The organism is Rhodococcus sp. IEGM 1302, from assembly GCF_030056935.1.
GTDB classification, from domain to species: domain Bacteria; phylum Actinomycetota; class Actinomycetes; order Mycobacteriales; family Mycobacteriaceae; genus Rhodococcus_F; species Rhodococcus_F qingshengii.
Window position 1 is genome coordinate 712,814 of record NZ_JASHKY010000001.1, and the last position, 25,238, is coordinate 738,051.

21 protein-coding genes and 1 pseudogene are annotated in these 25,238 nt (G+C 60.8%); 13 read left to right on the forward strand and 9 right to left on the reverse strand.

Going from position 1 to position 25,238, the window contains the following annotated elements; genetic code table 11:
• The first annotated feature begins 67 nt into the window (after positions 1-67).
• Genes QM609_RS03400 through QM609_RS03410 form a run of 3 tightly spaced genes read left to right on the forward strand, consistent with a single transcriptional unit; the run spans position 68 to position 2,417 of the window.
• Entirely contained in the window at positions 68-484 is a 417-nt protein-coding gene (locus QM609_RS03400; RefSeq protein ID WP_003939899.1) for a GntR family transcriptional regulator, read from the forward strand.
• Complete coding sequence (locus QM609_RS03405; RefSeq protein WP_050657035.1) at positions 481-1,350, forward strand: ABC transporter ATP-binding protein; 870 nt, start codon at positions 481-483, stop codon at positions 1,348-1,350. The genes QM609_RS03400 and QM609_RS03405 overlap by 4 nt, the downstream gene beginning before the upstream one ends.
• Positions 1,347-2,417, forward strand: a complete 1,071-nt coding sequence (locus QM609_RS03410; protein ID WP_065454941.1) for an ABC-2 membrane transporter-related protein — start codon at positions 1,347-1,349, stop codon at positions 2,415-2,417. Before QM609_RS03405 ends, QM609_RS03410 begins: the two co-directional genes overlap by 4 nt.
• 1 nt (position 2,418) lies before the next feature.
• Here QM609_RS03410 and QM609_RS03415 read toward each other — a convergent pair whose 3' ends face one another.
• Positions 2,419-3,060, reverse strand: coding sequence for a DUF4232 domain-containing protein (locus tag QM609_RS03415; RefSeq protein ID WP_042447085.1), 642 nt, complete (start codon positions 3,058-3,060; stop codon positions 2,419-2,421).
• Between the two features lie 190 nt (positions 3,061-3,250).
• Here QM609_RS03415 and QM609_RS03420 point away from each other — a divergent pair, with 190 nt between their 5' ends.
• The 5 genes and pseudogenes from QM609_RS03420 to QM609_RS03440 all read left to right on the forward strand — a co-directional run.
• Positions 3,251-4,096 carry an alpha/beta hydrolase gene (locus QM609_RS03420; RefSeq protein ID WP_003939910.1) on the forward strand — a complete coding sequence of 282 codons (846 nt, stop codon included), beginning with the start codon at positions 3,251-3,253 and terminating at the stop codon, positions 4,094-4,096.
• Positions 4,097-4,120: 24 nt separating this feature from the next.
• Positions 4,121-5,194 carry a VIT1/CCC1 transporter family protein gene (locus QM609_RS03425; RefSeq protein WP_042924901.1) on the forward strand — a complete coding sequence of 358 codons (1,074 nt, stop codon included), beginning with the start codon at positions 4,121-4,123 and terminating at the stop codon, positions 5,192-5,194.
• 1,543 nt (positions 5,195-6,737) lie between these two features.
• Positions 6,738-7,040: a hypothetical protein gene (locus QM609_RS03430; RefSeq protein ID WP_047271963.1), complete on the forward strand. Its 303-nt coding sequence runs from the start codon at positions 6,738-6,740 to the stop codon at positions 7,038-7,040.
• A 333-nt stretch (positions 7,041-7,373) separates the two neighbouring features.
• The gene (locus QM609_RS03435; RefSeq protein WP_050654546.1) at positions 7,374-9,017 is read left to right on the forward strand and encodes an ABC-F family ATP-binding cassette domain-containing protein; all 1,644 of its coding nucleotides are present in this window, start codon (positions 7,374-7,376) and stop codon (positions 9,015-9,017) included.
• Between the two features lie 410 nt (positions 9,018-9,427).
• Positions 9,428-9,556: pseudogene (locus tag QM609_RS03440) on the forward strand (hypothetical protein); the annotation flags it as partial.
• A 482-nt stretch (positions 9,557-10,038) separates the two neighbouring features.
• On the opposite strand, the gene QM609_RS03445 reads toward QM609_RS03440, so the two are convergent.
• From QM609_RS03445 to QM609_RS03460, 4 genes are all read right to left on the reverse strand, one after another.
• Positions 10,039-10,698 carry a hypothetical protein gene (locus tag QM609_RS03445; RefSeq protein ID WP_050654548.1) on the reverse strand — a complete coding sequence of 220 codons (660 nt, stop codon included), beginning with the start codon at positions 10,696-10,698 and terminating at the stop codon, positions 10,039-10,041.
• A 32-nt stretch (positions 10,699-10,730) separates the two neighbouring features.
• Positions 10,731-11,108 carry a hypothetical protein gene (locus tag QM609_RS03450; RefSeq protein ID WP_283337010.1) on the reverse strand — a complete coding sequence of 126 codons (378 nt, stop codon included), beginning with the start codon at positions 11,106-11,108 and terminating at the stop codon, positions 10,731-10,733.
• Between the two features lie 989 nt (positions 11,109-12,097).
• Positions 12,098-13,930: an APC family permease gene (locus QM609_RS03455; RefSeq protein WP_050654550.1), complete on the reverse strand. Its 1,833-nt coding sequence runs from the start codon at positions 13,928-13,930 to the stop codon at positions 12,098-12,100.
• 94 nt (positions 13,931-14,024) lie between these two features.
• A complete protein-coding gene (locus QM609_RS03460) occupies positions 14,025-15,236 on the reverse strand; it encodes a DUF2254 family protein (RefSeq protein WP_050654551.1) in 1,212 nt (403 codons plus the stop codon).
• A 117-nt stretch (positions 15,237-15,353) separates the two neighbouring features.
• Between QM609_RS03460 and QM609_RS03465 the strand changes: the two genes are divergently transcribed.
• Together QM609_RS03465 and QM609_RS03470 are read left to right on the forward strand one after the other, a co-directional pair.
• Complete coding sequence (locus QM609_RS03465) at positions 15,354-17,720, forward strand: arylsulfatase (RefSeq protein WP_102999462.1); 2,367 nt, start codon at positions 15,354-15,356, stop codon at positions 17,718-17,720.
• A 47-nt stretch (positions 17,721-17,767) separates the two neighbouring features.
• The gene (locus QM609_RS03470; protein WP_153211511.1) at positions 17,768-17,905 is read left to right on the forward strand and encodes a hypothetical protein; all 138 of its coding nucleotides are present in this window, start codon (positions 17,768-17,770) and stop codon (positions 17,903-17,905) included.
• 8 nt (positions 17,906-17,913) lie between these two features.
• On the opposite strand, the gene QM609_RS03475 is transcribed toward QM609_RS03470, so the two are convergent.
• The 3 genes from QM609_RS03475 to QM609_RS03485 form a co-directional block, all read right to left on the reverse strand.
• Entirely contained in the window at positions 17,914-19,569 is a 1,656-nt protein-coding gene (locus QM609_RS03475; RefSeq protein WP_003940084.1) for an FAD-binding dehydrogenase, read from the reverse strand.
• Complete coding sequence (locus QM609_RS03480; RefSeq protein WP_050654552.1) at positions 19,566-20,231, reverse strand: TetR/AcrR family transcriptional regulator; 666 nt, start codon at positions 20,229-20,231, stop codon at positions 19,566-19,568. The genes QM609_RS03475 and QM609_RS03480 overlap by 4 nt, the downstream gene beginning before the upstream one ends.
• Before the next feature lie 141 nt (positions 20,232-20,372).
• Positions 20,373-21,704 (reverse strand): MFS transporter, encoded by a 1,332-nt coding sequence (locus tag QM609_RS03485; protein ID WP_050654628.1) that lies wholly within the window; start codon positions 21,702-21,704, stop codon positions 20,373-20,375.
• A 157-nt stretch (positions 21,705-21,861) separates the two neighbouring features.
• On the opposite strand from QM609_RS03485, the gene QM609_RS03490 reads away from it, so the two are divergent.
• From QM609_RS03490 to QM609_RS03500, 3 genes are all read left to right on the forward strand, one after another.
• On the forward strand, positions 21,862-23,025 hold the full coding sequence (locus QM609_RS03490; RefSeq protein WP_003940457.1) for an LLM class flavin-dependent oxidoreductase: 1,164 nt from the start codon (positions 21,862-21,864) through the stop codon (positions 23,023-23,025).
• Positions 23,026-23,175: 150 nt separating this feature from the next.
• Positions 23,176-23,712, forward strand: coding sequence for a hypothetical protein (locus QM609_RS03495; RefSeq protein WP_007729952.1), 537 nt, complete (start codon positions 23,176-23,178; stop codon positions 23,710-23,712).
• A gap of 87 nt (positions 23,713-23,799) precedes the next feature.
• A complete protein-coding gene (locus QM609_RS03500) occupies positions 23,800-24,432 on the forward strand; it encodes a hypothetical protein (protein ID WP_030536522.1) in 633 nt (210 codons plus the stop codon).
• Positions 24,433-24,442: 10 nt separating this feature from the next.
• On the opposite strand, the gene QM609_RS03505 is transcribed toward QM609_RS03500, so the two are convergent.
• Positions 24,443-24,958: a CGNR zinc finger domain-containing protein gene (locus tag QM609_RS03505; RefSeq protein ID WP_003940315.1), complete on the reverse strand. Its 516-nt coding sequence runs from the start codon at positions 24,956-24,958 to the stop codon at positions 24,443-24,445.
• Positions 24,959-25,238 lie beyond the last annotated feature (280 nt).

Here is a 25,238-nt window from a genome sequence, read left to right on the forward strand (position 1 = left end):
GGCTTGACCCGGGAGGTCAAGGCAGGGTAAATATCTATTCCACTAATGAACTAGTGAAAGGGTTCGGATGATCGACTTCCGTATCGACCGCCGATCCGGCATTCCCACTTACGTGCAATTGGTCCTTCAGGTGAAGCAGGCGCTCAGGCTCGGTGATCTCCAAGTCGGGGATCGGCTGCCCACAGCCAAGGACGTCGTGGGAGCGCTCGCGATCAACCCGAACACAGTCTTGAAGGCCTACAAGGAACTCGAGCGCGACGGGCTTGTTGCCCCGAGGCCCGGATTGGGCACGTTCGTCGTGAAGTCCCTGGCCAAGCCCGGTATGGCGGAAAGCTCTGCGCTACGGCGCGAGTTGGCCCGCTGGGTGGCAGATGCCGTGGCTGCTGGACTCGAGCGCACGGACATCGAAGCACTGGTGAGTTTGGAACTCGAGAAGACGTTCATCGAAACGGATCCGTCCGGAAAGCAGGGGGAGACATCATGACTGCGCAAGAATCGGCACTGACGATGCAGGACGTGGACAAGCGCTTCGGCAAGAAGAAGGTGCTCGACGCCTGCACTTTCGAGGTCGCGACAGGAAGCATCACTGCCCTGGTCGGGGTGAACGGAGCGGGCAAGTCCACACTGATGTCCTTGGCGGTCGGGTTGACGATGCCTGACCATGGTTCGATCTCCGTCCTGGGCAGCACGCCGGATCAGGACGGCATCTGTCCAGGCCTGTCGTACCTCGCTCAGCACAAGCCGCTGTATCCCAAATTCACTGTTGCAGAACTTCTTCGATTCGGCGCATATACCAACGACGAGTGGGATGCGAAGTACGCTCTGGATCTGGTGGAGCGCGCTGGAATTGCTCTCGATGCGAAGGCGAAAGCCCTGTCGCCAGGTCAACGAACCAGGGTTGCACTGGCTTTGGCACTCGGGCGCAGGCCGCAGTTGCTTCTACTCGACGAGCCTCTGGCAGATCTCGATCCGGTGGCACGGCGGTCTGTCGCGACCACTCTGCTCGAAGACGTTGCCGAGTACGGCACCACGGTTCTGTTGTCTTCACACATCGTCTCCGAATTGGCAGACGTCTCGGATCGACTTCTTCTGCTGGGCGGCGGAAACGCGAGATTGTCCGGTCCGTTGGATGAATTGATCTCTGCCCATTACGTATTGATCGGGGACGGCGACCCCTCGGACGTGGTCGGCGCCGGTGCGGTCATTCATACCGAGAAGGGGGTGCGGTCGAATTCTCACGTGGTGGAGGGAATCCGTCCGAGCCCTCGGGCCGGCTGGGTGATCGACGACGCAACTCTCGACGACGTGGTGCTCGGGCACCTGAGCGCAGAAACGATGGTGGCGGCATGATCTGGGTTACGTGGCGGCACCACCGGACATCGCTCGTTGTGTCGTTGGGATTCCTCGCGGCATTAGCAGTCATTGTCTTGTCGAGTGGTGCGATCATCAAGAGCGGCGGACAAGCCCAACTCTTCGGATCGCCTCTCAGTTGCTTCGATGACATCACCGCTATCTGCACGGCAGAGACTGCTCTCACACTGACGACAGTGGTTGCTACTGCTCTGCCGGTGTTCCTCGGCGTGTTGATCGGTGTCACCGTGTTTTCGCGGGATGTCGAACAAGGAACACACGTATTGGGGCTTACTCAATCGGTCAGTCGGACTCGTTGGTTCTGGACCCGGGTGTTAATCGTCTTCCTGCCGATTTCTGTGGCTTCGTCATTGCTCGGATTTGCACTGCAATGGGCTCGATCTCTCCCGGACAACTCCCGGTATGCATTTGTTGCCGGGCGTTCGACTTTCGTCGAGATATCGAACCTGTCGTATCCGCTCTTTCAATCCAGCGGACTGGTCTTGGGTGCATACACATTCATGGCACTCATGCTCGGAGCAGCACTGGCTTTGCTGGTGCGTAGTTCGATCGGCGCAATGGCGATCACGATGGTCGGTGTTGTTGCGATCCTGGCAGCATTTCAGTTGGTTGCACGGCCCGATTACGCCGAGCCGAGTGTCCGAACGTCACCCGTCGCCGGATTCAGTTCCTACTATTCGAGCGATACCAGTATCCCCGCGGTCAATTGGGAACTCGCGCAGGGATATGTCGACCTCCGAGGTAACTGGGTCGACGTCAAATACGACGAGTGCACGTGGGGTGGATCAGGCGATGAGGACCCGTACGACCAGCGCCCGGAGGAGACCGGCGCCGAGTACAACCTCCGCATGGATGTGCTCTCAGCGCAGCAGAACAGAGAGATGGAGATCTGTTTGCGGCAGCACGGGGTCGACCACTACGAAGTTCGCTACCACTCGGATGATCGGTTCTGGCGTTTCCAGTTCACGGAAGCTGCACTCGTCCTGATCCTTTCAGGCCTGTTCCTCCTGCCTGCGCTCTGGGGTCTACGACGTCTCAAGCCGTGACTCAGCGGGCGACCGGCGCGACCGTCAGCTGGTTGATGTTCGCGCCGGTCATCGAGCAACCCTTGGTGGGGTAGGCGAGGAAGACCGAGTCGTAGCTGTTGGGTGGGTAAACCCTCAGTCCCGCAACGTCGGTCACGCCGCACTGATCTGCCGGGTAGTTCTCGACGTTCGTAGCTCGCACCAAAGACGTTGCGGCAGAGCCAGGGGCAAGGGAGACGAGTGAACCGGATCCGGAGCGGCCGGCTGCAGCACCCACTTCGCTTCCGGACGCTCCCGTGACATACGAGACGCCGGGGAAACCGTCGAGCGTGCACGTGCGGCCGCCCGTGTTGGTGAAGACCACCGGAAGCTCCACAGAACCGGCGGCGCCACTCGACTCGCCGAGGGTGACGTTCAGTTCCCCGATCGCGCAGCCTTCGGGATTGGGTGCCGTCGAGGTTGTCGTTTGGGTGTGGTCGGTATGGGTCGTCGAAGGTGAAGCGGTGCCGGTCTGGGTCGTCGGCGCAGAGGCGGTCGTCGTTGAGGCGGGTGCCGGTGAACTCTCGGCCGTTCCCGTTTCATCCGAGCCGCAACCGCTGAGAAGGGCGAGAGCAGCAAGTGGAGCCGCCAACAAGCCGACGTTGCGCATGCGGTTCGAATTCATCGCTCTGTACTCCTCAGGCTGGTCGACAACTGTTTCCGAACATCCGTGTCCGGTATATCCGAGTTTGAAGCCGGATGTGCAGAAACGAATCAGGCTCGCCGGTGATCAGGACCTACTTCCCGGATGGATTGCCGTTGCGGATCTAGCATGAGAAATGACCTGTCCGGATCGCGACCACCGGGAGTAGCGCATGTTCACCTTCACCAGCGACGACGGAGTGGTCATTCATGTCCACGAATGGCCCACCGAGCAGGAACCTCGAGGGGTTGTTCAACTCGCGCACGGTATGGGTGAGCACGCAAAACGCTACGCACACGTTGCCGAAGCCCTGAATGCTCGCGGTTTCCACGTCTACGCGGCGGACCACCGCGGCCACGGTGAGAGCATGCACGCCGGCCCAGGCAACATCGGCGACGACGGCTGGAACCGCTTGGTGGCAGACATGGTGACCCTCACGGGCATCATCCGCGACAAACACCCCGGCCTGCCCGTCGTACTGCTCAGCCACAGCCTCGGTTCGTTCGCTTCGCAGCAGTACATCCTCGACCATTCACACCTGATCGACGCCGTCGCACTGTCGGGGACCACCGCGGTCGATCAACTCATCGAGAGCCTCGTCAACGACGGCCCGGACGTCCTCGCCCAGTTCAACGCCGAATTCGAACCGGCCCGTACTCCGCACGACTGGCTCAGCCGTGACGAAGCGCAGGTGGATCTGTACATCAACGATCCACTGTGTGGTTTCAGCCTGGACGACGCCGGCATGGGCGGGCTTATCGCAGCTGGGCCGAGGTTCGTCGACGTCGAGGGCGTGCGACAAGACCTTCCGATCCTGGTCTTCGTCGGCACCTCGGATCCTCTCAACGCCGCGCTGAGCCGTACCGACGTCGCAGTCGAACGGTACAACTCGGCGGGGATCGAAGACGTCACCTATTACACCTATCCGGGTGCCAGGCACGAGATCTTCAACGAGACCAACCGCGACGACGTCATCAATGATCTGACGACGTGGATGGACCGCGTACTCGAAGCGTGACCGCCTCACCGGAAGGGGAACACGATGTCCACAGTTCCGGCCGCACGACCCGATCCAGACCCGCGAGATGTCAAGCGCTGGAGACGATACCTCGCCGACGAACAAGCCGAGGCCGCCGTCTACCGCGACCTCGCGGGTAGGCGCAGCGGCGAGGAGCGCGAAATCCTTCTCGCACTGGCCGATGCGGAGGGTCGACACGAGGCGCACTGGCGAGCGCTACTCGGCGATCACGTCGGCAAACCACTTCGCGGTGATATCCGCACTCGGATACTGGGCTTTCTGGCCAGACGCTTCGGCTCTGTCTTCGTGCTCGCTCTTGCCCAGCGCGCGGAGACGCGATCCCCCTATCCGAACGACGCCGACGCGACCGCATCGATGGGCGCGGACGAGAAGATCCACGAAGAAGTGGTGCGGGCCTTGGCCACCCGAGGCCGCAACAGACTTTCGGGGACGTTTCGTGCCGCCGTCTTCGGAGCCAACGACGGCCTCGTCAGCAATCTCGCTCTTGTACTCGGCATCAGCGGTAGCGGCGTCTCCAACCAGATCGTTCTGATCACCGGCATGGCCGGGCTTCTGGCCGGCGCCCTGTCGATGGGTGCCGGCGAGTACGTTTCAGTCCGCTCTCAGCGAGAGTTGTTGGAAGCGTCCAATCCTGGTCCCGCGGCCAGCGAAGCTGTCGGCCTGCTCGACGTCGACGCCAACGAATTGGCCTTGGTCTACCGGGCCCGCGGCATGTCCGCCGAGGAAGCGGACCAGCGCGCCGCCGAGGTCCTCGCGAACAGCACCTTCGGCGCCGCGGACGTTGTCGACGACCATGAAGCCGTCGGTACCGGGTTGGGCGCAGCGGCGGCAAGTTTCTGCTTCTTCGCCTCGGGCGCAATCATTCCGGTGCTGCCGTATCTGTTCGGCCTGGAAGGCATGACGGCTCTGATCGTCGCATCTGTTCTCGTGGGGATCGCGTTGCTGACGACGGGCGTTGTGGTCGGGTTGCTCTCGGGCGGGCCGCCGTTCAAGCGGGCCCTACGCCAACTTGCGATCGGCTACGGCGCTGCCGGCGCGACGTATCTGCTCGGCATGCTGTTCGGGACTTCGCTCTGAGCGTCTGCTTACGCGCGTAGGGCGGGATCGCGGTGAGCCGGATCGATCCGGACCGGAATTTTGCCCGCTGCGTTGTGTGCCAGTGCGAAGCCATCCACCACGGCTCCAATCTTGCACAGGCCCCGTCTGTCACCTCACCCCGCCGGTCGGGGCTTTGCTGTAGACGCGCATCTCGGAAACCTGAAGGCCTCGACCGCAATATGTCGGCGAATCGCAATCAATGTAACCACTAGATGCACTTAGGGTACTCGTTGGCGTCGACATTTCCATCCGCTGCCAGAATGGGTACTCGGTGAAACCGCATCGGCCACCTGCCTGATCCCGGTGAGTTGGGGCCCACTAGGTGGAGGTGTTCTGCTCAAACCCTTCCACCGTTCGTGTGCGGTTTCTCATTGGGTAGCGTGCGTGTGTGGCGATGGAAGAGAAGTTTTGAAGGGGCAACGCCGCTCGGCGACCGTTACTCTGCTGGCCTTCGCCGGTTTCGGCTTGGTGTGCGGACTCGTAAGTGCTGCCGTGTTGTGGTGGTACGCCTCCCAACCCTTCACGATCTACACATTCAGCTACCGGCCGCACGACCTCGAATCGACCCAGATCGAAAAGGTCTCGGTTTACCGATTCATAACTGGACTGCTCATTGGCGGACCCATTTTTGGAACTGCCGTCGGGGCGCTCGTTTTGACGACAGGGTGGAATCTCGTACGGCGAGAACACACGATCCGTATTGACTAGATCCTGTTTTGACCCGCTCAACTCTGAACATGTGATTAGAGCCGAAGTGGTTTCTCGATCAATCGGACAGTTAGACGAAGTCGGTGTTCATCGATCGGTCCTTGATGCAGCTGGAATCAAGTAGTAACCGGCGACTGCCGGAGGTCAGGCATCTTTCCGTCGGGAATAGTGCTTGCGCCACTTCGTAATGGCGGTCGCAAGGAAGGCGACAGATCCACCGATCACGATCAATAGGAGTGCCCAGTTCAATGCGGAGGCGTCCTCGACTGCGGCGTCGACTGCAGAAGGTAAAATAAGCACAGGAAACAAGATGGTGGCGATCGTAGACGCCCAACGCTGAACGACTTCACTGTCGATGAACTGCGCGAACCTCGACATCGCACCCCTTTAACGTCCCTGCCATTGACCGGCAATTCGAGTTATGACCCGTTTGATACTTCGCAACACCCTGTGTCGAAAGTTGTCAGCGTACTCAACGATGCTCCCGCGCCGCGTCTAGATAGATTTTCGCAGCAGATTCGAAGGCAGCAGACCGTGCAGCTTTTTGTTGTAATTCCTTTGAGAGAAACCCACCCTGTATTATTTGGCCATTCTTGCGTGCCGGCGCTGTCGGCGAGTGTGCCTATCAGATCTAACAAGGCGCTTCGTCGGACCCTACTGAGAGTATTCCGGAAATCCAGTTGTCCTCATTCGCTGGGTGCCACCATCGTCCATTGAGCTACGTCATCTCCACAGTGTTGCAGAAGACTGCCCGCAGTCGATGCCGCAATCTGAGTCGAGCGTTCGCGGTCGCCTTCGAACGTCTGATTACCAAGTGCTCGATCTGCACGGCTATTGCCTCAAGCAATTTGAGGAGGCGAGCGAAGCGTGTCCATCACTCGACCGATTGAAGACGATCCTGCGCGAAAACCTTGGCAAACAACTGGAATTCGAATCGAACGAAACCCTGCGTCAACGGGTCGACGAACTGGCATCAGCGAATGTGCGATGCCAGGATGAAAACGCCAGGCTCACAAACCAAGTCGCGGAGCTTGTCAATCAAGTTCGGGAAACCGACGATGAACTGATGGGTGCACGCAACAGCTTGCGCGGGATGATCCGAGAACATTCACAATAACGGCAGGTGAGTGGATGGTGACGCCTGCACACACACGAGACCTGATCCAAAGCCCCGCAGCGGGAATGCCACGTTGGCAATGGCTGGAATTGATCGATTGGTCGACGTGCCGCCAGTGGGTTATTGCCGGGCATGGTCCATCCGGTTCCTGCTATCGTGACGACATGCATTTGATCTTTGAGTGACGGATTTCATTTGGTTCCCCGAGCTCGTCGAGCAATCCGAGCCGGGCGGTCGATCGTGAACCTCTGACCCCTGTGGGTCTCCGTCAACTTCTGCGCGCTCGGTCGAGCATCGGTATGTCTCTGTAGCGCGCCCTTTTTAGGGATTCAAATGCCTGATTCAACGATCACTCCTGCGCGCTCGCATGCGCAACTTGTCGTGTCCAACGTCGCCGTTTCATTCGGCGGCGTACCTGTCCTGAGCGGGGTCGACCTCGCGGTAACGTGTTCCTCGCGCTGGGCGGTTGTGGGCGAGAACGGCCGCGGAAAGTCAACTTTTCTACACGTCCTCGCCGGAACACTTCAACCGGATAGCGGCACAGTTACACGTGTCGGCACACTTGGTCTCGCGCAGCAGGAGATGCTCACAACCGACACACGCACCGTCGGCCGGGTCGTAGCAGATGCGATAGCCGATTCGCTGTGCGCTCTGGCGGAACTCGATGCCGCATCTCTCGGTCTTGCCTCAGGGGAGATCAAGGCCGATGAGCGGTTCGCTACCGCGCTCGAACAAGCGGAGAGACTGGATGCTTGGAACGCCGAGCGGCGGGTGCGCATCGCACTCGCCGCCCTCAGCGCCGAAACTGACCACTCCCGTCGCTTGACCGAACTCTCTGTCGGACAACGCTATCGGGTGCGTCTGGCATGCCTGCTCGGGGCGAGCGATGACTTCCTGCTGCTCGATGAGCCCACCAACCACCTCGACTGCGTAGGACTCGACTACCTCACCGAGAGGCTCCGTGCCCGAGCCGGAGGGGTGGTTGTGGTCAGCCACGACCGCGCATTTCTGGCCGACGTCGCGCAGAACGTCTTCGCGCTCGACCCGACACCGGATGGCCGCCCCCGCGTGTACGGCGACGGATACGCGGGCTACCGGGCGGGCCGCGAAGGTGAGCGCGCGCGATGGGAGCAAGACTACGAGCGACAGAAGGTGGAGACGGCACGACTGCGTGAGGATCTCACTACTGCACAGAATCGTCTCGTCAGTGGATGGCGTCCAGGCAAAGGGGCAGGGAAACATCAGCGCGCAACTCGGGCCGCCGGCCTCGTGCAAAGCGTGCACCGTCGCCGCGAGACCTTGGAATCGCAGCGCCTTCCCGTTCCCGAGCCTCCTCAAAGGCTGAGGTTTCCCGACTTGCCGACTCGGCCTGGAGTTTCCCTGCTGGTTGCAAGCGGGGTAACCGTAGCTGGTCGCCTAGTCGTACCGACATCGCTGCGCGTCGACGGGCGGTCCAAGCATGTGGTGACGGGACCGAACGGTTCCGGAAAATCCACACTCCTATCGGTGCTGGCAGGCAAATTGGATCCGACGACAGGGCGCTCTCATACAGCGCACTGTGCGCGGGTGGTACTGCTCCAACAGGAATCGTCGCTGCCTCCAGAACAGCGGGTGGGCGAGTTTTACTCCTCACAGGTCGACGAACTCGTGGCGGTTGGGACGATTCAGACGGGTTCTGCAGTCTCGCTGTCATCATTGGGGCTCCTGCGCGCATATGAGATGAGCAAGCGGATCGGCGAGCTGTCGATGGGCCAGCAACGCCGACTCGATCTCGCCCTTGCGCTCGCGTGCCGCCCGCACGTGCTGCTCTTGGACGAGCCGACCAATCACCTGTCCATTGCTCTCGTAGATGAGTTGACCGAGGCGCTCAGCGCTACTGAGGCAGCCGTGGTGGTTTCCACTCACGATCGACAGATCCTGCGGGATACTGACGGATGGCCGAACCTGAGGCTGTCGGGCGTCGAGTGCGAGGTGTAGGCATGAGGGTGGAGCGACTCATGCGATGGCGAACGCTACGGCCGCTTCACCGTCGTGACTACCGGATACTTCTGTCCAGATCGACGAGAGCCCGCTCGAGCTCTCTGCCGTTGCGACTGGTCTGAGTCTCGGTCTCTTCGCGTTCGCGACCTCGGAGGTGTCATTGCTGACCGGTTTTCAAAACAAGCCGTCATCATGTCGGTGCAGAGCGCGAACACCGTTGCTCTCACGGCAGTCGGGCCTTATCCCTCACAGGGGTGGTCGAGCGGGCGCACCTTCTTTCGGGGGGGCATTCAAGCGCCGATCACGTGAGCACGCGCGCGTGAAAAACATCCGCGCTCTACATGTCCGGATACCTCGACGGGGTTTTGAAATTCTGGGCGAGAATGCATTCTCTGCAATAAGCGGGCCGACCGAATCCGATCGAGAACATCCTGTCCACCAGGGCCCGTGCCACACTGGTGTTGCGAAAAGGCCCAGATCACACCATCAACAAGCTGCGCCTGTGCAAGTCTAGGAAGATATGGTCGAGCGTGTAAAGGTTGTGGCATCCGAGTCGCGTGACGTCTTGAACTACTTCGGTAGATGCCCGGTATGTGATCACCCGGCTCGGGCGGTATGCATCACCGCTGAGTTCAACGACGGACGAATCGAAAGCCAAGTCGTAGCGTCCTGCGGAGGATGGTGCGGATGGAAGGGGCTAGTCGAGCCCACCACAATGACAGGCTCCATTCCCGTGATGACGCCAAGTCAGGGGGCGGCGCCAACCGCTCGTGCACCATTGTCCACACCGCGTTGCGCCATTGAAATGGCCTCATAGTCTCAATACATCTCAAGCCGGTGGTTCTGGTGCAGTAAACAGACACGACGGCCAATGGCTGGCCGGAGTAACCGTGTATGGCACCGATGCCAGCGGAACCAACAGCGTCGAAATCGACATGCTCGTCACCGCCGACGCCATCACCGAATCGCCCGCCACCTAGACCAGGAACATGTACGAATCTCCGAGCTCCCGGTCCCGTCACTGAAACAGCGGGGTGGTGACAAACTTCAACTTGTAGTCCTGGACCTGTTGAATATCGCCGTACTCGTCCTCGGCCATGATCGTGAAGGACTTCGCCTGACCACCTTCCATCCGAGAGTAGATGGCGAAGGTGATGAAGAAAGGCTTGCGGTCCGTGCCAGGATCCTTGAAAGTCAAGGTCGCAGTTCCCACTGTCGCGTCCCATCCGCTGGCGTTCGTCTTCTTCTTCTCGATCAGCTTGAAGTCGTCCAGCCGAGCCAGGTCCTGATAAGCCTGGACGGTGGCCTGCTCCTCGTCCTTGGCGTACTTCTTCTCCCAGGAGTTGAAAGCGATTGTTCCGGAAGTGATCCGGCCCTCAGGAAGACCAGTCGAGTTGTAGAGAATGAGTCCCTCTCCGTCGCCGGCCTCCTCATCGAAATTGGAGTGGAATTGCCAACCGTCCACGAGTGGCATGAGAACCTGGGTGTCGGTTCCGTGCCATACAAACCGCTGGTAATCCACTCCAGGAAGCGGAACCAGGGTGGTCTTGTACTCGGTTGACGTGGGGGCAACGGTTGTGGCGACCGGAGCACCGGAGACCGTCTCATTGCAGCCCGAAAGGAGCAGCACGGAGGCCAGTGCCGCCGATGCAACCAGTTGGCCCTTTTTCAGCTTCATTTTCGACGGTCTCCTCTCTGGATCGAGCTAGGTCACCAGCGCTGAAAACCGGTGACGTACGTGCCATTCCAGAGCGCCGGGTCACTGAGCGTGATGGAGACACGACCTCCGTGTGAAGCTGCCTCGTCGACGATCTGGTCGACGGTGGCATAGACGACGTTTCCGGTGGGCTGGTAGATGGAACCAGGGCCGAGGTTCACGCGCCAACCCCGATCCGGAATGGGGCCGAGGAGGTTGCCAGCATTCGTGTCGGCGATGAATCGGGTCTCGTTCTGATCGAAATTGACGCCGACATAACCGTTGCCGGAATACGGGGCCGCGGCAGAAGCCGCACCCGCCCCGAGCAGGGCGACAGCAACCGCAGCGGCCGGAACCAGCAGTGCAGCTACGGCCATACGTGAACGGGACATGAAACCTCCTATGACGCGAAGGCTGCATCGGCCGCAGCCCCACTTGGATGTAACTGACGGTATCGCATATTTCGGTAACCGAACATTTGCGACAAGATGACCTCGGTCACGTCCCACGCGACGGGAATGCAGCTCAATCCTCCCCACTCATTCATCCTGAACAGGAACAATGTCGCCGATGCGCGCCACGAGAAGCGGATCGCAACCTGCCCCGGCCGAGTTTCGGTTCAGCAGGAGTGAATATCAGGCACTCAACCCGGTCGGTCGGATCACCTACTGCATCCGCCTGCCCGGCCGCCCGGCCACTTGCGGTGTCCCCCAAGAGGATGCTCCGCTGCGCTCCGCTCTGTGAAAGTGAAAAGATCCTTTTTTCCTTTCTGTCCTTCGGATCCTGATCGACAGTGGTCCCGGCGCAACCCCTGGCGGCTTCGCCGGCCTCCGGCTCCGAAAACTTTTCAAAGTCGCTTCGCTGAAAAACTCTGCGGCCCAAGCATTGCGCCACTCCCTAATTCGCCGATCCGGAGCTCCATGCCAGGACGGAAAAAAATTGTCAGGGGCTACCGAGGGGGCCGGGCAACGACGGGAAGGTCAAGTCAGTGAACGGTTACGACTTCGAGCAGGGCGGAGACCACCAGGCCGGGACCAGCCACTACGCCGGACTGAACTGCGGCTGCGGTGACTACTCCTGCCCTCGGATGCACGACAGCACCGCAAGGTGTGTCAACTGGGAGTACTGACGCTTTTCTGATCACGACGAACAGTCGTTGCCCGGCACTCGGAAATTCCCGAGTTGACCGCCAAGGCGATCCGCAACCAGCTCGGAATGGCCGAGCCACGTCAGGGAAAGGGCAAGAAATGAAGGTCGAATCACACGCGGTCCGATCAGGCGACTGGTGGTCGGTCGACCATGGCGTTGATCGGGATCTCGGCATATGGGCTAGTCCCGGTGGCACTGGCATGCTGTTCGGGACTTCGCTCTGAGCGTCTGCTTACGCGCGTAGGGCGGGATCGCGGTGAGCCGGATCGATCCGGACCGGAATCTGGCACACCACGGCCTCGGTGTGTTTGCGCAGTGCATGAGCGATCTCATCGGTCCGTTGGCTCGGGAGGAACCGGTGCCATCTGGTCGCCGGGTCGATGGTGGCGACGACAACAAAGGTCTCTCGGTGGGGGAAGTGTGTGCGGATGTATCGGGCGAGGGTGTTCCCCACGGAATTCTCGGTGTCCTCGATGACGATCAAACGCGAATTCGGGTGTCGGGCTTGCCATCGGCGTGTGAAGTCCGTCGTCGATTCGTGGGCCAGGCAGACTCGAATTGCGATGGGCTGTGACGACATCGCCGTTGCCGCGGCCATCGCGCGGGTGGAGAGCGACGTAATTTCGGACACCGGTACTAGGACCGCTGGTTTGTATCCGATAGACAGAGAATCGTTCTCACCCTGAACGGTTAACCGCGTACCGATATGTGTGTACGCACCGCGGATGCGTTCCATGCCGAGGACGAGCGCAGGGAGCGCGAGAGCGATCAGCCAGGCGCCCTCGGTGAACTTCATGGCGGTAGTCACCACTGCTGCGAAAGAAGTCAACGCAGCCCCGAAACCGTTGAGCGCCAATCGCCACTTCCAGCCCGGTGTCCGTTCGGCGAGCCAGTGGCGCACCATGCCGAACTGCGCGAGCGTGAATCCGATGAACACACCGATGGCGAACAGCGGCACCAAGGTGTTCATGTTTCCGCCGGATCCGATGAGCAGGAGAGCACCGACGCCTCCGAGCGACAAGACGCCGTACGTGAAGACGTCGCGCGTCGACTTCCGGCTGAAGCGGTGCGGGAGCACGTTGTCGTCGGCGAGGATCCGCATCAGGTTGGGAAGTCCGCCGTACGAGGTATTCGCGGCCAACGCCAACAGAATCACGGTGGAGAATTGGACGACGTAGTAGCCCACACCATTTCCGAGGGCAGCGGAAGTGAGTTGCGACAGGACCGTTGTTCCGGGGACTGGGGCCAGTGAGAACTTTTCGATCAACACCGCAAGGCCGATCAGCATGGTGCCCAACAGGATTCCCAGAGCTACTTCGGCACGCTGAGCGCTACGCACGCGAGGCTTCTTGAAACTGGGTACCGCATTGGCGATGGCTTCGACTCCGGTCAATGCGGCGCAACCACTCGAAAATGCCTTGAGCAGAAGGAGAATGCCGATCGTGTGTGCGTTGTCGGCGAGGAAGGGAGCCGTGGCGGCGGCAGGGTTTTCCCGAAGTAGTCCGGCACCGATCACCGTGAAGATGCTGACGACAAAAACCACGGTGGGCAACATGAATACCCGCGCGGAATCTGCGATGCCCCGCAGATTCAGTGCCGTGATGCCGCCGAGTATCGCCAGTGCGATCCAGACCGTGTAGGGAAGAAGCGCAGGGAAGGCGGAGGTCAGAGCCGCGACACCGGCTGCGATCGATACCGCGACGTTGAGGGTGTAGTCGACGATCAACGACGCGGCGGCGGTCAAACTTGCCCGCGGGCTCAGATGCTTCTTTGCGACGGCGTAGGCGCCACCGCCTTCGGGAAATGCGGCGATCACTTGGCGGTACGACGCCACCAGGACTGCAAGCAGCACTGCGATGGCGATCGTCACCGGCACGGTGAAGCCGATCCCCGCGCCGCCGGCGAGGGCCAACACCAACACGATGGCCTCTGGACCGTACGACACCGAGGCCATCGCGTCGAGCGACAGACCCGCCAGTCCGGTTGCGACGGAGAGCTTTTGCTTCTCAGGTTCGCCGCCGGCGCGGATGGTCGACGATATGACTCCACGGTGTCCGAGTATCACTGCATGTCTCACCGAGTCAGTATCGTCATTTCCCGTAGCTCTGAGACTGATCTTGACGATGCTTTGACGCGATGGCCTGCAAATCTGTACGGGTTCACAACGGGGGTTCGAGTCGCGGGAAGCCTTGTGACAGCTGATCAATCCAGCGAGCGCGCGTGGCGAGAATATCGCGGTTCCGAGACTCCGATTGGGCGGCGACGTGCGAAAGTAGGTCGCGAAGTCGGCCCAGAACGAGTGGCGAGTTCGATGCCGAGGCTATGACGTCGTCCAGTCCGGTTCTGACGAAGCTCGTGAAGTCGGGCAGTGGAATCACCACACGCAGATCACCATGCTCGTCGACGGCCCGGATCGAATCTGCGCGTACGGAGGTCACCAGAGAGAGGAGGTCCTCGATCTCGTCCAGAGCCTGCACGGCCGTCGCAGGATCGTTGATAGCGGGTGAGAGCGCTCTGAGCGCGATGTCAGCCAACAACCGAATCGCGAGTAGGGGGTCCTGGGTGAAGGTCCGCTCACTCCCACTGACCAAGGCGTCAAGGATCGTGTTGGCGGGCATGGGTCCGCCGTAGACGTCGGCGAGCGGCAATCCGTCTCGCAGCGTGCTACCCGGCGACACTCGGAGGACCACCATGGATCGGCAGTTCCGAGCGCTCTGCAGGAGATCTTCGACGAGGATCTGCTGCAGAACGGCCGGCGGTCGATGCCACTCGATTGTCGTGATCACCGGAAGTGTTGGTAGAGGAGGCAACTCCAGATCGGTGGTGGGGTACACGGCGGCGAAGACTGCTCGGCCACGACTCGAGATCGTGGTCAGTACAGGAGCCAACTGGATGGCCGAGAATGCGCGCAGCTGGAGCAGTCTGATCAGCGTCAGCGTGGCCAAGAGTGCCAGCACTGCGAGGCTGGGCACAACCACGGACACATCCGTTTCGTTGCTGATGGCGAGCGCCGCCGTGATGTCGAAAACCGACTGGCCTATCGCGAAGGCAAACGTCCGCCACACGATGGGGTCGTCGCGGAACAACAACAAGCGAGGAGTGAAGGTGGTCGCGGCCCACTGGACGACGAGGAACAGCAGCGAGAAGATCACTGCCACTACACCCAATAACCCCAGTCCGAGGGCAACGAGCATCTCGCTGACCTGACGGGCGGGAATCATCGGGCCGCTCCGGACATACGGCATCCCCAGTCCGGCAGCCAGTCCCACGACGACGCACAGGATCTGGGTCAGGCCGGCACGTACACGGCGCCGGGGGACGAGGAAGGCATGCCCGATCGGGGTGGGAGCGAAACGTCCGGGCTGATCCACACTTCAAGCCTCCACGCTGCGGCAATGGTGCGCCTTCACCCGAAACGGATGATGTCGACGTCGTCGTGATCCTGAAACGCTTGAAAGAGCCATGTGAGAGACAGAAGGCGAGACGTCATGATGGATTCGACAGACCAGAGCCGCGCCGTACTACCGATTCCGGATCGACAACATCTTGGTCTGGTGACGTACGACGCGAAGGATCCGGACACCGAGTTTCCGCCGATCACTCCGCTACTACCGCCGGCCGGCGCACCCAATGTTCTGGTGGTCCTGTTGGACGACGTGGGATATGGCGCGAGCAGTGCCTTCGGAGGACCAGCGGACACACCGACTGCTGAGCGATTGCAAAGTAATGGGCTCACGTACACGCGGTTTCACACGACGGCACTGTGTGCTCCGACCCGCGCCGCTCTTCTGAGCGGGCGCAACCATCATTCGGTCGGCATGGGATCGATCACCGAAACCGCTACCTCGGCTCCTGGTCTTTCCGGCCTGCGGCCGAATACCAAAGCCGCACTGCCGATGACGTTGAAACTCAACGGATACTCGACGGCGCAGTTCGGCAAGTGTCACGAGGTTCCGCCGTGGCAAACATCCCCGGTGGGACCGTTCACGTCGTGGCCGACGGGAGAAGGCGGATTCGAGCATTTCTACGGATTCATCGGCGGGGAGAACAACCAGTATTACCCGGCGCTGTACGAGGGCGTCGCGCCTGTCGAGCCGGACAAGACACCGGAGGAGGGTTACCACCTCACTGAGGACCTTGCCGATCACGCGATCGACTGGGTTCGGATGCAGAAGTCATTGGCTCCGGACAAGCCGTTCTTCGTCTACTTTGCACCCGGCGCCACACATGCACCGCACCATGTTCCGAAGCAGTGGGCCGACAAGTACGAGGGCCGGTTCGCAGGAGGTTGGGACGCTCAACGCGAATCGATTCTCGAGCAGCAGAAGCAGCGGGGGGTCGTTCCCGCGGATGCGGTCCTCACCCCGCGTCCCGAGGCCATCCCGGCGTGGGAGGACATGAGTGAGGAGATGAAGCCCGTCCTCGAACGCCAAATGGAAGTCTATGCAGGATTTCTCGAACACACCGATTTCCATGTCGGCCGGCTTGTCGATGCGATCGAAGAACTCGGAGCTCTCGACAACACTCTCGTGTACTACATCATCGGAGACAACGGAGCATCCGCAGAGGGGACGATCAACGGCGCTTTCAACGAGATGGCCAACTTCAACGGACTCGCCGCCATCGAAACACCCGAGTTCATGGCGGAAGTGAAAGACAAATTCGGTACCAAGGACGCATACAACCACTATTCCGTGGGGTGGGCGTGGGCAATGTGTACGCCGTATCAGTGGACGAAACAGGTTGCGTCACACTGGGGTGGCACCCGTAACGGGACGATCGTGCACTGGCCTGCAGGGATTCGGACCAAGGGGGAGACGCGGTCGCAGTTCACCCACGTCATCGACGTTGCACCGACGATCCTCGAAGTCGCGAAACTACCGGAACCGACCTTTGTCAACGGCGTCCAGCAATCACCCATCGAGGGGACCAGCATGGTCTACACCTTCGACGACGCCGAAGTCGCCGAACGTCACGATCTGCAGTACTTCGAGATGGCCGGCAACCGTGGAATCTATTACAAGGGTTGGAGTGCGGTCACCAGGCACAGCACTCCGTGGCTTTTCGCGGAGGCACTCCCCGCTCTCGACGACGACGTGTGGGAGCTCTACGACGGGTCTCAGGATTGGACGCAGTCCAAAGATTTGGCGGCCGAGTTGCCGGAGAAACTCGCTGCACTGCAACGCTTGTGGTTGATCGAAGCAGTCAAGTACAACGTGCTTCCGATCGACGACCGAAGATTCGAGAGGTTCAACCCTCACATCGCGGGGCGTCCGCAGTTGGTGTCCGGGAATCGACAGGTTCTGTTTCCCGGAATGAAACGGCTGAGCGAGCACAGCGTGCTGAGTATCAAGAACCGATCATTCAGTGTCACAGCAGCAGTCGACGTCGCGGATGGCATTACTGCCAACGGTGTGATGATCGCGCAGGGAGGCAGATTTGGTGGCTGGGCACTTTACGCGCGGGAAGGCCGCGCCAAATTCGTCTACAACCTATTGGGCATGACCGAGTTCGTCATCGGTTCCGACGTTGACATTCCGGCAGGATCACACCAGATCAGAGCTGAGTTCACCTACGACGGAGGTGGTCTCGCGAGAGGCGGTGGGGTCACGATCTATCACGACGGTCGCGAAGTGGGCTCAGGTCGCGTCGAGCAGACGCAACCGATGGTCTTCTCCGCGGACGAGACCACCGACATCGGGGATGACTACGGCATGCCTGTCAGTGTTGATTACAGTGGCGCAACCACATTCAACGCACGTATCGACGTCGTGCAGATCGATGTCGGTGACGACGACCATACCCACCTCATCGATCCGGAGGAGGTGGCGCGAGTGGCGGTGTCCAGACAGTGATTCCACAGGCAAGAGCAGCAGTCACAATCTCCTGAGGGAGGGTCGCAATGCCGACCGTCATCCGTACTGTTCACGATCTGGTCCGCCACGCGCGGGGGCCGACGCACCATCACCACCATCAATCCGTGCACGAGGCGCGGCGAATGCGTGCCCACCACATTCTGGTCACGCATTCGCTCGCCTGATTTCGGAGCTACAGGTCGCGCGCCAATGCTCGTCCGGCTGCGCGGCCCGAGAAGATGCAGCCGCCGAGGAAGGTCCCCTCGAGTGCGCTGTAACCGTGGACTCCGCCGCCGCCGAAGCCCGCGACTTCACCGGCTGCGTACAGACCGTCGAAGACACTGCCGTCGGCCTTGATGACCTGCGAATCCAGGTTGGTTTCCAAGCCGCCGAGGGTCTTGCGTGTGAGTAGGTGCAACCGGACCGCGATCAGTGGGCCGTTCTTGGGGTCCAGGATCTTGTGCGGTGCAACGACGCGCACGATCTTGTCTGCCAACAGATTACGGGCACCGTGGATGGCGGTGACCTGGAAGTCCTTGCTGTACTTGTTATCGACTTCGCGGTCGCGGGCGATCATCTCGCGTTCGATGTCCTCGTAGTCGAGGAGCGGTTCGTCGGTGAGGGCGTTCATGCCGTCGACCAGATCACGAAGGTTGTTGCGCACCACGAAGTCCGCGCCCTTCTGCTTGAACGCCTCGACCGGTCCCGGCGCGCCCTTCTTGATTCGTTCGAGGAGGAGCTTGAAGTCGCGGTTGGTGAAGTCCGGGTTCTGTTCCGATCCCGAGAGTGCGAACTCCTTCTCGATGATCTTCTGGTCGAGGATGAACCACGTGTACTCGTGGCCGCTGTCCAGGATGTACTTGAAAGTTCCCATCGTGTCGAAGCCCGGGAAGTTGGGGACCGGCAGACGCTTGCCGGTGGCGTCGAACCACATCGAGGACGGTCCGGGAATGATTCGGATTCCGTGGTTCGGCCAGATGGGATTCCAGTTCTGGATGCCTTCGGTGTAGTGCCACATGCGGTCGCGGTTCACGATGTTTCCGCCCGCGGATTCGGTGATTTCGAGCATGCGCCCGTCGACGTGCGCCGGTACTCCCGTCAGCATGTGCTTGGGTGCCTTGCCGAGTCGCTCGGGCCAGTTCTTCTTCACCAGTTCGTAGTTGCCGCCGATTCCACCGGAGGTGACCACGACGGCCTGCGCGGCGAACTCGAATTCGCCGATGGGGGTGCGTGAGCTCTTCACACCGCGCAGATCACTGGAAGGTTCGAGGACGGTTCCTCGTACACCGGTGACCGCGCCATCGGTGACCACCAACTGATCCACCTGGTGGCGGTGCTTGAACGTGACAAGGCCACGTTTCTGGGCAGCTATGACCTTGGTCAGAAAGACATCGACGACGCCAGGTCCGGTGCCCCAGGTGAGGTGGAAGCGCGGCACCGAATTTCCGTGTCCGAGAGCCATTCCGCGGCCGCGTTCGGCCCAGCCGACATTCGGCATCAGGCGAAGCCCCAGATCGTGCAGGTACTGACGCTTGTCGCCCGCTGCGAACTCGACGTATGCCTTGGCCCACTGACGCGGCCAGTGATCTTCGCGGTCGCGGTCGAATCCCGCTGTGCCCATCCAGTCCTGCATCGCCAACTCGAGGGAGTCCTTGATGCCGAGTCGGCGTTGTTCGGGGCTGTTCACGAGGAAGAGTCCGCCGAGAGACCAAAATGCCTGCGCGCCGAGGTTGGCAGCGTTCTCCTGTTCCACGACAAGGACTTTGCGGCCCGCGCGCGTCAGTTCGTAGGTGGCGACCAGTCCCGCCAGCCCTGCCCCGACAACGATGACGTCAGCTTGTTCGCTCACGACAACTCCTCTTCCGATTGGTTGTTCTGGATTATTTCGCTGTAGGACAGCAGAATTCGAGTGAAGATATCGCGGCGCAGTGCAAAGGCGGCGTTGGTGTCGGTATCGACGAGGCACTGCACGCTGGTGCCGTCGTGCACTGCGACCAATGCCCGTCCCAACGCCGTCGGGTCGCCGACGATTGTTCGCCCGACGTCGCTGAGTGCGGACTCCACGATGGGCAACAGGGTGCGAAGGATCGCGTCTTCACGGTCGGCAAGGGCTTTGCGAAGTGCCGGGTTGCGGAGCGCGTGGGCTGTGAATTCCGCGTTGATCCGGTACCACTGGGGGTCGACCGGAACCACCGCCACGATCCGGGCGACAGCGGCATGGATGTCGACGGTGTTGCCGGCGGTGATCGACTCCGTCGCCAACCTCAGGTCTGCGAGCATTGATGCAGATCGCTGCTCCCACATCGCGAAGAACAATTCGTCGAGTGAATCGAAGTTGGAGTAGAACGCGCCTCGGGAGTATCCGGCGCGTTCGCAGATCTGCTCGACCGTGGCGTGCCCGAACCCGGCTTCGGAGAAGACATCTGCAGCCGCGTCGAGCAGGCGCTGCCGGGTCTGACCACGGCGTTTGGTGACACGCTTGGCCGGCGAGTTGTCCGTTCCAGTCGTCATCGGCGCCTCCGTCAGGGTGGGACCCCAAACGATACACGGATGTATCCGATGCGTAGGCGTATCTCGATCTGTCCTTCTTCGCAGGTATTTCTATGCGTATCTAGTAAATGTCCAAGAGAAGTGAATATTCAGGTGTGATCGCTACAGATGCAGATCACGCTTCCTGATCGCCGCAGTGGCGACGACGCTGATCGCCGAGGTGGCCACCAGATATCCACATGCCAGCCAGGGCGAACCGCCACTGGCGCCGATCAGTGCCGTCAGAATCAGAGGTGTGACGCCGGAGGCGTAGATACCCGAGAACTGGTAAACGACCGACAACCCGGTGTACCGGATTTCTGTGGGGTAGAGGCTCGCATACAGCGTTCCCTGGGCGCCGTAGAACAAGGCGTGAATCACTCCGAAGACCACGACCATCGCGACTCCGAAGAGCAGGAGATTCTCGGTACCGAACAGTGCGAAGGCGGGGAAGATCGCGAGGCCGTACGCGGCGATGCCCACGATGTAGACACGTTGCGGGCCGAACCGATCAGTGAGTGAACCGGAAAACGGCAGCAAGATCGCCATCACTACTGCGGCCACGGTGACCACAAGAAGTACCGGAACCTTTTCGAAATGCAGAGTCTTGGTTGCATACGTGATTGCAAAGACGCCCCAGGTGTTGAACGCGGCGCCCTCGCCCCAGCGAGACAGCATGCCCAGTACGGTGTTTCGCGCGACTTTTCTTTGAAAGACTTCCCTGAGCGGGGCGGACGAGCGTTGTTCGAGGTCGCGAACGGCCTGAAAGGCGGGCGTCTCGTCGACCTTCAAACGGACCACCAACCCCACGATCACGAGCACCAAGCTGAGAACAAAGGCTATGCGCCAGCCGAAACGGAGAAACTGTTCGTCGTCGAAGACCGTTTGAAGTAGTGCGAATATTCCTGTGCCCAAAGCCAAGCCGAGAGCCAGCCCGATCTGCGGGATGCTGCCGAACAGCCCGCGCTTCTTCTCCGGACTGTGTTCGACCGCCAGAAGAACGGCTCCGGCCCACTCACCACCGAGAGCAAATCCCTGCAGGATACGAAGCAGCAGAAGCAGAATCGGTGCAACGACCCCGATTTGAGCTGCGGTCGGAAGGACACCCATGAGCGCCGTCGCGATACCCATGATGAACATCGTGAGGGCAAGCGTTTTCTTGCGTCCGATGCGATCGCCGATGTGACCGAACACCACTCCGCCGATGGGGCGAACGAGAAAGCCGACCGCGAAGGTCGCAAAAGAAAGCATGGTCCCGACAAAGGAACTCTGGTTGGGGAAGAACAGTTGGTTGAAGACGAGGCTCGCGGCCGTCGCATAGAGGAAGAAGTCGTACCACTCGACCGTCGTGCCGAGCAGGCTCGCGGCGACGACGGTTCTCAGTCTGGATCGCCGCTCGTCGTCGGTCTCGTTCGAGAACGGTGAATTGTGCTCGACTTCGGCAAACGTGGTCATCGGAGCCCCCGGGTCGCGGTGCAAATTCACGAAGGTATCGCAGGAGCCGAAAGTGGGCACCCGTAGCGATCAGGGTGATTTCAACCCTGTTCTTCGAGGTGGACTGTGGTTGTAATGACAGAAGAGTTCTGCCTGTTCGTCGACGAAAGGAATCACCGTGTCACTGCGCTTCCACTGGTTCTTGCCTACTTACGGTGATTCCCGGAATCTGATGGCGGGTGGGCACGGCAGCTCGATGTCCGGTGATCGTCCGGCGACGCTGAAATACCTCAATCAGATCGGCGCGGCCGCCGAGACGAACGGCTTCGAGGCCGTCCTCACGCCGACCGGCGCGTGGTGCGAAGACGCATGGCTGACGACAGCGATGATGCTCGAGACCACCGAGACGCTCAAGTTTCTGGTTGCTCTGCGCCCGGGGTTGCTCAGCCCCACGCTGGCCGCTCAGATGGCCGCAACCTTCCAATGGCAGTCGGGCGGTCGTCTGCTGCTCAACGTCGTGACCGGCGGGGAGGACCACGAGCAGCGCACGTTCGGTGACTTCCTCGACAAGAATCAGCGGTACGCACGATGCGGCGAGTTCCTCGACGTGATCCGCCAGTTGTGGTCCGGTAACGGTCCGGTTGATTTCTCCGGCGAGTACGTCAACGTGGAAAAGGCTACGCTGCAGCGTATTCCGGATCCGGTACCGCCCATCTTCTTCGGCGGATCGTCGCCGGCGGCCGGAACCGTCGCATCGCGTTACGCGGATACGTATCTCACCTGGGGTGAGACGCCGTCCGCTGTTGCCGCCAAGATCGCCTGGATCCGCGACCTCGCGGAAGTCCAAGGTCGTCACCTCGACTACGGAATCCGTCTGCATGTCATCAGCCGGGACACCTCGGAACAGGCATGGGCGGAAGCGGATCGGCTGCTCAGTGCGCTCGATCCGGCGACCGTCGAGCAGGCTCAGGCGAGTCTTGCGCGATCCGGCTCCGAAGGTCAGCGTCGAATGCTCGAATTGCACGGCGGCGGTTCGGCTTACAAGGAGGGCGTCGGAGCGAGGTCGCTGGAGATTGCGCCGAACCTGTGGACCGGCGTCGGATTGGTGCGAGGGGGTGCAGGCACCGCATTGGTAGGTTCGCACCAAGAAGTGGCTGATCGGATTGCCGAGTACGCGGCGATCGGCCTGGATCACTTTGTATTGTCGGGCTATCCCCATCTCGAAGAGGCGTATCAGTTCGGTGAGGGTGTGCGTCCGATCCTCGAAAAGCGTGGATTGGTAGCACCGCACGGTTCGGTCGGCGGACCGGTGCGAACGCCCTTCGTCTCCAGTGGGAACTGAGTCGAACAGCGAGCTCTTCGAGAAGGGGACGTTTGTCCCGATCTTTCGGGCACGGCCTCCCTCCGGGACTGTTCACGCAATTCGGTCAGTAGATCCGTTCTAGGCTGCGCACTGTTGCCGAACTCAAGGCGCAGTACGAAAGGATCCTCGATGAAGCTGGGCACGAGTGGAGTACGTCGCGTCGTGGGAACCGTGGCAGTCGCCGCTGCAACCGCGGCAGGCGTCGCGATGGTCAATCCTGCAACTGCGTCGGCCGAGGTGGTCCCGCCGGTCGTCTCGTACAAGGTGACCGGAAACGATCTGGCACTGACGATCACGAACAACAACACGGGCATTGCCCCGTTGTGCCAGGCGTTTGTCGTCAACGCCGCGGATTCTGCTGCCGTGCTTGATGATCCGCTCAAGCTGCTCGATCCGAACCTTGTGGTGTACCCCAAGATCACCGACCCGTCCTCACTGTTCGCCGTCGGTAAGGGGCAGACGGTCACCAACACCGTGACCGATGTTCCGGACGGAACCTACGCCGTGCTCGGTGCGTGCTCCGATCTTCTCGATCTGGAGACGTTGGGTAAGCCTGTTCCTGGCGTGCCGAGCCTCGTTGTCATCGGTGGACCGTTCAGCGGCATCAATACCGGAAGCCTGAGCGACCTGTTCGGCAGCGGCAGCCTCGAAGGACTTTTCGGGTAGCTCACCGTCTGTCTCCCCAATTTTCCGACTGAGCGGTCTATTCTTCAGGCATCTGGTGATCTGACCGACTTGCCTGGAGGTTCGGAAATGCGAAGTCGTGGATTCAAACGCGTTCTCGGAAGCATTGTCGCGGCGTCGGCCGCCGTCGTGGGACTTGTTGTCATGACTCCGGCGACGGCGTCGGCAGCACCGGCGATTCTCCCGCCTCCGATGTCGGTGAGCGCAGCGGACAATGCGATCACCTTCACCATCACCAACCCGAACCCGCGGTTCAGCTTCATCAACTGCACAGTGGCGATCCTCAACGCCAGAGATGTCCCCGACGTGATTCGTGATCCGGCAAAGCTGCTCCAGCCCGGCGTGTTGGTGTATCCGACCGTCAGCAACATCCTCGATCTGTTTGCTGTTTCGCCTGGGCAGACGATCACGCGGACCGTCGGCAATCTGCCGGCCGGGGTGTACGCCGTTGCGGGAGCGTGCGTTCGACTGCTCGATCCGACCAACCCCACTATCGCGATTCCGCAGGCCGTTGTGGTCGGCGGCTGGTTCGAGGGCGCCGGAACCGGAAGTCTCTCAGGTTCTTTGGAGGACCTGGGATATAACACGGTCCAGGACTTGATCGACGCGTGGAATCGAATCAGCTCGGGAAGCAGCGGCGGCAGCTTCCAGTTCGACTACCAAGGTGGTTCGGATTTCGAGGTAGTGGGTCCCACGTCGTAGTCGGTCCGGCTCACTTGCGCGCGCGGTGGCGTCGCACCGCGTCGCGATTCGCACACGTGGGGGAGCAGTACCGCTGATTGCCGTTGCGTGAGGTGTCCGCGTAGATGTTGGTGCACTCGTCCAGGGTGCACCGACCTAATCTGTGCATTCCGCGGCCGACGAGGTGCAGCGCCGTGCCTACCGAGAAGAGGGCCTTGAGGACCTCGGCGAGCGACTGTTGCGGATCGCGGTAGTGCAGATGCCACCCGTCGTTTGCATGGTTGGTCATGCGCGGATACGCCGACGCTTGCTCGAGCATGACGTTCACCAACTCGGCGCGGGCTGCCTCCTCCGTGACGTCGACGATTTTCGACCACTCGATCAGAAGGTCGAGGGTCTCGTCGAGGTCCTTCTCGGCGATGGGGAAATCGAGAATGATGCCTGCGTCGACGCAGCGTTCGACGAGTTCGGCCAAGGTCTCGGGATTTCGATTGGCCAGGTCGGCGGCCAGCGTCACCGCATATTCGCCGTAAGGGTTGAGATGCACAATGCCATTACATCATGCTCGTCGTATGAAAAAAACAGATTTCGCGCCGATAAGTTGCATCCACCGCTGGGAGATCGAATCTCGGCATCGGACCAGCGAGGGGACGGTCACCTACCTGCGCTGCCATTGCGGGTCGTGGCAGACCTTGCTCGCCGAATGGGTGTCGGGCGGTGCGGGCTCGGCCGTCGCTGCGCCGATCAAGGTCAGGTCTAGGTAATGGTCAGCTAATCGCTCCGTTTTGCCTCGGGTGACATGGAACGTGTTCTAGATTCAGGGTTGT